The organism is Streptomyces sp. SID3212 (genome assembly GCF_009865405.1).
In the GTDB taxonomy this organism is placed as follows: domain Bacteria; phylum Actinomycetota; class Actinomycetes; order Streptomycetales; family Streptomycetaceae; genus Streptomyces.
Genome location: NZ_WWJY01000776.1, coordinates 1 through 424, shown reverse-complemented (window position 1 = coordinate 424; position 424 = coordinate 1). Strand labels below are relative to the sequence as shown.

The window sequence follows — 424 nt, the reverse complement described above, 5'->3', positions numbered from 1 at the left end:
CCTGCTCACCCATCCGCACGACGGTCCCGCCGTGGAGCTGCCGGCGGGGCTGCCGGCGGCGGGGCGGGTCGCGGACGGGCGGGTGCTGACGCTCCTGGGCGGTCACCGGGTCAGGGCGCTGGCGATGGACGCGCCCGGCACCGGGTACGAGGTCACGGCGCCCGGCGGCGAGCGGCTGCTCTACCTGCCGCCTGGCGGCGCGCCCGCCGGGCTCCCGGACACTTCCGGCCGGGACGCGACAGCTCCGTACGACCTGGTGGCGGCCGATGTGACCGGCCGGCCCGACGCAGTGGCGCGGCTGCGGGCGAGCGGGGCGATCGGGGCGTCCACCGACATCGTCGCCGTCCACCTCGACCACGACGTACCGCCCGGCGCCGAGCTGGACCGGCGGCTCGCGGCGGCGGGCGCGCGGGCGGTGCCCGAC

General features: G+C 80.0%; 1 pseudogene. It reads left to right on the top strand.

What is annotated here, in order from left to right:
- Positions 1-424: pseudogene (locus GT042_RS23300) on the top strand (adenosylcobinamide kinase/adenosylcobinamide phosphate guanyltransferase); the annotation flags it as partial.